At 66.4% G+C, this 6,805-nt stretch carries 12 protein-coding genes; 2 read left to right on the forward strand and 10 right to left on the reverse strand.

Annotated elements, in window-relative coordinates; genetic code table 11:
- Positions 1-62: 62 nt before the first annotated feature.
- The 10 genes from ACFWGZ_RS38085 to ACFWGZ_RS38130 form a co-directional block, all read right to left on the reverse strand.
- Positions 63-743, reverse strand: coding sequence for a hypothetical protein (locus ACFWGZ_RS38085; RefSeq protein WP_382456454.1), 681 nt, complete (start codon positions 741-743; stop codon positions 63-65).
- 173 nt (positions 744-916) lie between these two features.
- Entirely contained in the window at positions 917-1,267 is a 351-nt protein-coding gene (locus tag ACFWGZ_RS38090; protein WP_382456455.1) for a hypothetical protein, read from the reverse strand.
- Positions 1,264-1,488: a hypothetical protein gene (locus ACFWGZ_RS38095; protein WP_382456456.1), complete on the reverse strand. Its 225-nt coding sequence runs from the start codon at positions 1,486-1,488 to the stop codon at positions 1,264-1,266. Before ACFWGZ_RS38095 ends, ACFWGZ_RS38090 begins: the two co-directional genes overlap by 4 nt.
- Positions 1,485-1,904 (reverse strand): hypothetical protein, encoded by a 420-nt coding sequence (locus tag ACFWGZ_RS38100; protein ID WP_382456457.1) that lies wholly within the window; start codon positions 1,902-1,904, stop codon positions 1,485-1,487. Before ACFWGZ_RS38100 ends, ACFWGZ_RS38095 begins: the two co-directional genes overlap by 4 nt.
- A complete protein-coding gene (locus ACFWGZ_RS38105) occupies positions 1,904-2,272 on the reverse strand; it encodes a hypothetical protein (protein ID WP_382456458.1) in 369 nt (122 codons plus the stop codon). The genes ACFWGZ_RS38100 and ACFWGZ_RS38105 overlap by 1 nt, the downstream gene beginning before the upstream one ends.
- Entirely contained in the window at positions 2,269-2,484 is a 216-nt protein-coding gene (locus ACFWGZ_RS38110; protein WP_382456459.1) for a hypothetical protein, read from the reverse strand. Before ACFWGZ_RS38110 ends, ACFWGZ_RS38105 begins: the two co-directional genes overlap by 4 nt.
- A 1-nt stretch (position 2,485) precedes the next feature.
- A complete protein-coding gene (locus ACFWGZ_RS38115) occupies positions 2,486-3,850 on the reverse strand; it encodes an FtsK/SpoIIIE domain-containing protein (protein ID WP_382456460.1) in 1,365 nt (454 codons plus the stop codon).
- Between the two features lie 88 nt (positions 3,851-3,938).
- Positions 3,939-4,127: a hypothetical protein gene (locus ACFWGZ_RS38120; protein ID WP_382456461.1), complete on the reverse strand. Its 189-nt coding sequence runs from the start codon at positions 4,125-4,127 to the stop codon at positions 3,939-3,941.
- 1 nt (position 4,128) lies between these two features.
- Complete coding sequence (locus ACFWGZ_RS38125) at positions 4,129-4,401, reverse strand: hypothetical protein (protein ID WP_382456462.1); 273 nt, start codon at positions 4,399-4,401, stop codon at positions 4,129-4,131.
- 265 nt (positions 4,402-4,666) lie between these two features.
- Positions 4,667-4,999 carry a hypothetical protein gene (locus tag ACFWGZ_RS38130; protein ID WP_382456463.1) on the reverse strand — a complete coding sequence of 111 codons (333 nt, stop codon included), beginning with the start codon at positions 4,997-4,999 and terminating at the stop codon, positions 4,667-4,669.
- Between the two features lie 120 nt (positions 5,000-5,119).
- Between ACFWGZ_RS38130 and ACFWGZ_RS38135 the strand changes: the two genes are divergently transcribed.
- Positions 5,120-5,959 (forward strand): helix-turn-helix domain-containing protein, encoded by an 840-nt coding sequence (locus tag ACFWGZ_RS38135; protein ID WP_382456464.1) that lies wholly within the window; start codon positions 5,120-5,122, stop codon positions 5,957-5,959.
- A complete protein-coding gene (locus ACFWGZ_RS38140) occupies positions 5,956-6,762 on the forward strand; it encodes a protein phosphatase 2C domain-containing protein (RefSeq protein ID WP_382456465.1) in 807 nt (268 codons plus the stop codon). Before ACFWGZ_RS38135 ends, ACFWGZ_RS38140 begins: the two co-directional genes overlap by 4 nt.
- The last annotated feature ends 43 nt before the right edge of the window (positions 6,763-6,805 follow it).

Raw genomic sequence — 6,805 nt, forward strand, 5'->3', positions numbered from 1 at the left:
GCAGCCTGGGAAGGTGGCTGTGCCCCGCTCATGTGGGCAGCGGAGGAGTTGCGCTGCCGGGGTCAGGTGAAGGCGTGTCCGTTGCGCTGCTGGACTTCTACGGCGATCTGAGCGGCCATCTCAGGGGCGACCCGGACGACCTGACGGACGTCGTCGGCGGTCAGGGCGCGTCCCTCGTTGGCGAGTTCGGCGGCTTTGGCCTTGACCTGGTCGAGGATCTGCGGCGGTAGCTTCACGCGGCTTGCCGTGGCGAGTGCCGCTGGTCGCGGTGCCGGAGGTTCAACGGCCGGCGTGGCCGGTTGCGCGGTGGGCGCGGGTCGGGTGTCGCGTGCGGCGTCGCGGTAGGCGCGGGTGATCGCTTCGTTGAACTTGTGCTGGATCACCGGCATGACCTCGGCAACGCCGAACACCACCACGGGCACGATGATGTGGATGGCGAGGTTGCCGCCGTCAAACGGCTCATTCCCGGTCAGCCACGGCGCGACGGCGGGCCAGACGTTCATCACCAGCGTGGAGGACAGCAGCACCTTCTTCAGGCGTCCGACCCACACGTCGGTGATCGTGAGGCCGCGCGAGAGGATCTCGGCCTCGAACATCAGCAGCATGATCAGGATTCCGGCGAGCATCGGTTCGGCGAGCCACGCGGCCCACCACAGCGGGTCGGAGTGTTCGCGGTGCCCGGCGAGGAAGTCCTGGACTCCGGCGGTGGTGAACGCGAGCCCGAGGGTGAGGAAGAACCACATGCCGCGCGTGATCGTCCGCCGTTGGGACTCGATGCGGACGGCGACCATATCCGGGTCGTCGACCAGGCCGCGCAGGTGGGCGGATTCGGCCTTGCGGCGGCGCAGGTCGACAACTCGTTTCGTGACCCCGGCCGCCTCGTTGATCTCGTCAGAGTCGTTGACCTGCACCGTGATCAGTCCTCCTTGGACAACTCGGCGTGGAGCTGAGACCCGGTCGCGGTGAACGCCAGCCGGTGAGCGGCGAAGTCCTCCCCGCAGTCCCGGCTGAGAGTGATCTTCTCGGCTTCGGCCAGGTAGCCCCGCTCGATCAGGATCTGAGCGGCGGAGTCCACGTCGTCACCGATCGACTCCGCGGGCTGACCGTCGCCGAAGTAGGCCCAGACGAAGTGACACGCGTCGTTGGCCTCGCGGGCGAAGAGCTGGCCGGGCGCGACGTATCGGAAGACCTCTTTAACGTCCTGCTTCATCCAGTGGGGCGGGAAGTCCTTCCACCACGACGGGGTGGTGAACGGGATCGTGTTCATCGCTGGCTCCTTCCTTCTCGGTGTTCGCGGGACAACCGGCGCCAGTGCTCAGCTCGGTCGTCGTGCAGGTCGGCGAGCCGGTGCGCGAGCTGAGCCGCCTCGACCGCATAGGAGTGGGGCAGCTCGCCGTGGTCGTCGGCGAAGCGCCGAAGGATCTCGTCGTAGGCCTCGCTGAGCCGCTGAACCTCGGACTGGGCGTCGATGTCGTGGGCGGCGGTCATGGGTGCTTCCGAATCCGCAGAGCGAACCAACGCTCCAACAGCCCTCGTCCGCCCGGCGTCAGCTTGATCCGATACACGTCCTTGGCGATCACGCCATGACGCAGCCGCTCGACCGCAGCGAGTGAGACATACCGTTGGGCCAACAGGCTTTCGACCGCTTCCGCCTCCGCCTCCGAGGCGTATCGGCACCGTTCGCCGTACTCGATGCGTACGATGCGGTCGTTGCTGTCGAGGCGTCCGTAGTAACCGTCCCGGATCTCCCCGAGCACCTCGGCGACCACGTCGGGCTTACCGCCGAACCCCGACTTCACAACCTGCCGTGCGGGAGCCGGGGTGGCCGCGGAATCACCCAGCTCGCCGCCGAACAGGTCGATCTGACCGGGCACGTCCGCGACCGGGGCACTACGGCCGGCCATCACCGCTCACCCCTGAGCTCGTCCAGTAACGCGCGGCCCGTCATCGAGGTGATGAACAGCATCGGTACGTAAAGCTGAGGCGGCCATCCGTCGACGTCGAGGTAGCGGTAATGACCCGGTGCCACCACACGGGCACCGAGCAGCGCCGTGATCGCGTCCTGCTGGTCGGGGGTGCCGGGCTGGGCGTAGGTGCAGCTCTCCAGCCGGTATGCCCGGTCCAGGACCGTGGAGTACGCCCACTGCGCGGCGTCGATCTGGTCGAGCACCGACAGCAGCAGCTCACGGTCCAGCGCCTGGCACCGGGTCATCCACGTCTGTTCGGAGTGACTGAACGCCCTGAGCAGAGCCGCGTTCGGGTCGGTGGTCATCGCGTGTACCGCCGCTCGGACTGCTCACGCTCGTAGTAACCACCGAGGGTCTTCTTCAGGCCCCACAGTCCGAGCACGGCGGCGAGGACGGCGAGGACGAACGCGCCGTTGAACCCGCCCCACAGGTAGAGCACGAACAGCACGGCCACGGCCACCGCCGTCCACTTCAGCATCTGCCAGGACGCCCAGAAGGCGAATCCGATCTTCCACATGTCAGGCCACCACCCTCAGGCCACCGCCGGGGCGGCCGGTCGTCACGAACTCGGTCAACTCGTCGATCTCCGCGTCGTCCACGTAGGCGGCGCGCACCCGCATCGGGAGCCGCGACTTCGGGCGCAGCACGTAGCCGATGCCCGCCGTGGCGGGGTCGTTCGGGATCTCGTCGGCCAGAGCGCCGCGCAGCCGGGCACCGTCGCCCAGGACCATGTCGGCGTGTCCGGCAGTGGTGACGCGCAGGCAGATCCGCACGGTGAACAGGTCGCGGATCGGCACGGTGTCCTTGGTGGGCTCCTGGACGTAGCCGAGCATCGAATGCCCAGTGGCCCGGCCCTGCGTGCCCACGATCGACAGCAGCCGACGCAGTTCCTTCGCGACCGAGTAGTCACCGAACGAGAGCAGCGCGCCCAACTCGTCCATCATCAGCAGGTTCAGCGGCGTCTCGGCGCTGGGTGTGAACTTCCGCTTTCCCTGATCCGCCAACGCCTCCTCGGTCTCCCGCAGGTCCGCCACGAACGCCCGGACGACCTCCACGCACTCATCGAGATCGGAGGCATAGGCGTGCGAGATGGCTTCGGCTTTGGTCAGCTCCATGCGCTTGGGGTCGAGCGTGTGCAGCCGCACCAGGCCGTCACGGATCATCGGCGCGAGCGAGCGCAGCGGCCCCCACGCGAGCGAGCCCTTGCCCGAGCCGGTCGCGCCGGCCACGAGCCAGTGATTGCCGATCAGCGGCTCGGACCAGTCGCCGCCGAACTCGGTCTCGCCGAGGAACAGCGCGGACAGGTCGACGGAGTCGCTGTCCCACAGCATCTCCGGGGCCTCGATCACCTCGGTGAAGGACTCACGGCGCTGCACGATCAACGCGAGGATCTGCGGCTTGATCCGCTCGACCCCGACCCGTTCGGCGTTGAGCGCCACCGACAACGCCTCGGCCTTCTCCTGCCACTGCGCCGGGGTCTGGCCGGGCACCATGCGCACGTAGACCGTGTCCACGCTGGGCGAGGCCGACCGGACCTTGATCACGCGCGGGATCTGCGGGTTGTTGGTCTTGCGGTGCGCCGGGGCCAGGCCGCAGTCGGTGGTGACGTCGCGCCAGCGGCTGCCGGAGTAGCGCGAGAGCCAGCGGCGGCGCAGCGACCGCAGGTACGGGGCGGCGAACCGGTCGAAGCTGTCCGGGTGCGCTCGGTACCAGGCCAGCAGAGCCGCCGTCGTGCTGCCCACCGCTACACCGGTCGGTGTCGGTCCGAACTGCAGCGCCGAGGCCCCGAGCGCGACCGGGACGCCAGCCTCGATCGGGTTGCGCGCGGCCCACTTGATCGCCCGCATCTCACCGCCGGGCTTGCGGTTGGAGTAGCTCTTCATGTGAACCCCTTGCGTGATCAGGGAATGGCAGACCAGCCCTGATGGATCACGCGGATTCATCAGGGCCGGTCACGCCGGGGGAATGCCGTCACTCGGGACGGACTTTCGGGGCCACGTCGGTCACCGCCACCAGCAGATTTCCGGTGGCGAGACGTGCGGCCTCGTAGAGCCTTTTGAACTTGCGGGAGTTGGTCGGGATGCCGTTGAGGGCGTCGCGCAGTTGCCGCATCGCGGTGTCGAGTTCCTCGGTCGCGTTGTCCACCTGGGCGTGGCTCATGTCAGGCCTTCCAGTCCCGCGACACCAGGTCGCCCTCGTGCTTCTTGGCCTCCTGCCGCACCAGGTCCAAGCCACGGAACGCCTTGGCGTGCAACGCCTTCAGCTCATCTTGGGTCGGGAGCGTGAAGCCACTGCAAGCCGCGGAGTCGTCCACCCGGTCGATCACCTTCATGACCGTCGCGAACGCCTCCTCGGCAACGTCCATCGCGCCGACGAACTCGCCGTAGCGCTGCCTCGCCCGCTCGTTGAAGTAACCGGCGATGATTCCGGCCATTCGTTCACCCCTCCTTCTGCTCGAACCACGAAGACCCCCGGAAACGGGCTGTACACAGCACATCTGGGCCGGGGGTCAACGTCATCCCCGGTGCACACGGCACCGGAAAAAGGCATGGGTGTATCCACTGTGGAATTCTCAAAGAACGAAAGGATTCCCCCGCTGTGCGACAACATCGCCTGCCAACGCGGATTCACGAAGGCGGTTCGACGGTCACGAGGGCCAGAGCTAGCGCGACGCGCAGAGCGTCACCGATGGCCGCAGATCAGGCGATCTTGGTCAGACCCATCGCGCGGTAGGCGATGCCGGAGACCGTCTCGCCCCGGCCGTTCTTGAACGAGTAGAACGAGGCGCGCGGGTCGACCAGGTCCACGATGTCGCCCTCGTCGAAGCCGTCGCCGGGGTCGGTCCCCAGCGTCACCTTGACCTCTTCGCCCTTCTCGCCCTTGGCCTTCATGAACAGCGACACGACGAACTGCTGCGCGCCGTCCTTGTCCGTCACGATCTCCGTGTGACCGTCGACCTCGCGGGTCTTCAGCGTCGGCAGCTCCGTGAGCATCAGGCGACGGTCGCTGAGGATGATCGGCATGTTCTTCATCTGCTGCTCCATGTGTAGGGGGCCTAAACTCTCAAGCGCTGAGCCTCCGCGGAGTTGAGGGGGCCTAAACACAAGCTACGCCTCTCGGCGTGAGGCGTCAAGGGGGTCTAAACTGAGTGCATGACGATGCCGGGATCAGATGACTTCGACGCCGTGCGCGCGGACCCTGATCCGATCAGGCGCGGTCAACGAGCGGGCGAGCTGATCACGCTCTACCAGCAGCGTGCGACGGAGCTTGCTCGGCTACGCCGGGCAGCGATCGAAGAGGCGCGGACCCACCTGGACATGAGCTACACGGAGATCGCGTCGAAGCTCGGCATCACCAAGGGGCGAGTCACTCAGATTCGCAACACCGCGCCTGGACCCGAGCGGGCGTTCTTCGGGGTAGGCCCGATCTCCATCGCGCTCCCTGGCCGGATCATCCGTGAGCGAGATGACCTCGTCATCGCAGGCCCCGATGACGCGACAGGCGCTCATCTCGCCAGCGAGTTGGAGAAGCTCGCGTTCGTGATCAACGAGCGTGTTGTGATCGACCCTCGCGAGGAGTGGGAACCCGCCGGCGACGCCGTAGTGATCTGCGGCCCTGCATCCGCGCACATCGGTCACCAGCTCATGTCTGCTGACCCGGTCTTGCGAATGGCGATCGGTGACAACGTCCAGTGGTACATCACCGACGAACTCACGGGCGAGCGGTTCCTGTCTCCCATGGACGAGCCGCAGCCTCGTAAGGCCGATCACGCCTACATAGCGCGGCGGAAGCTGGGTAACCAGGTTGTCGTGCACATCGCTGGTCTTCACGCAGCGGGCTCCGTGGGCGCTGCTCATTACGTCACGCGCAACCTGCCCGAGCTGTTCGCCAAGTTCGGTGACAGCGAATTCAGCATGGCTGTCACAACCGAGTTCGACGGCCTCGTGCCGACCCGCATCGAGGTTCTCGTGCCCCCGAGGAAGTGGGCGTGATGCACTTCCTCGGAGCCTCGCTGCCGGCGGGGCGAGGCCGGGGGCAAGACCGTTGGCAAGCCTCAGGTGACGCAGCGATCGTGCTGGACGGTGCTTCAAGCTTCACGCCGACTACGGCGGACGCTTCCGAATACGTCGATCACCTCTTGCAGGACATCGCAGTTCGGATCAGCTCGCAGGCAGATCTTTCCGCGGTGCTGAGCGAGGCCATTCAAGCGACGTCCGAGCGACTCGACCTCCAGCCAGGCAACGGCCCATCGTCCACTGTTCTGCTCGTTCGTGAGCGTGATGCGCTGCTGGAGTTCCTGGCTCTGGGAGACAGCACGGCCATCATCAAGACTGGGGATGGCGTTGTTCACCGCGTCAGCGATGACCGGCTCTCCCGCACGGCGGTCCACCTTCGACACCAGTACCGGACGCGACTCGAAGCCGGTTCCGGGTACGACGACTCGCATCGCTCCTTGCTTGGGGAGCTCCAACACCACGAGCGTCAGCTCAGGAACACCCCCGAGGGCTACTGGATCGCAGAGGCGCAACCCGAAGCTGCGCATGAAGCGATTCGACGCACATTCGAAGTCGGCGACGTGGCTTGGGCGGTTCTTGCAACAGACGGTGCGCAACGGCCGATCGACCACTTGGGACTGTCCTGGGAAGACGTTGCTCTCATGGGCAGCTCGGAGCTTTCCTCATTGCTTCAACGACTTCACGACTGGGAGCAGTTCGAGGACCCCTCAGCCAAGCTCCTTCCGCGCGCGAAGCAGCACGACGACAAGGTGATCGTCACCTGGGACGCCGAACGCTAGATGTGCCACCAGAGCCGGTGTCCAGAGTTTCTTCTCTTCATCA

Origin of the sequence: Lentzea sp. NPDC060358, from assembly GCF_042725365.1 — a bacterium.
GTDB lineage: Bacteria > Actinomycetota > Actinomycetes > Mycobacteriales > Pseudonocardiaceae > Lentzea.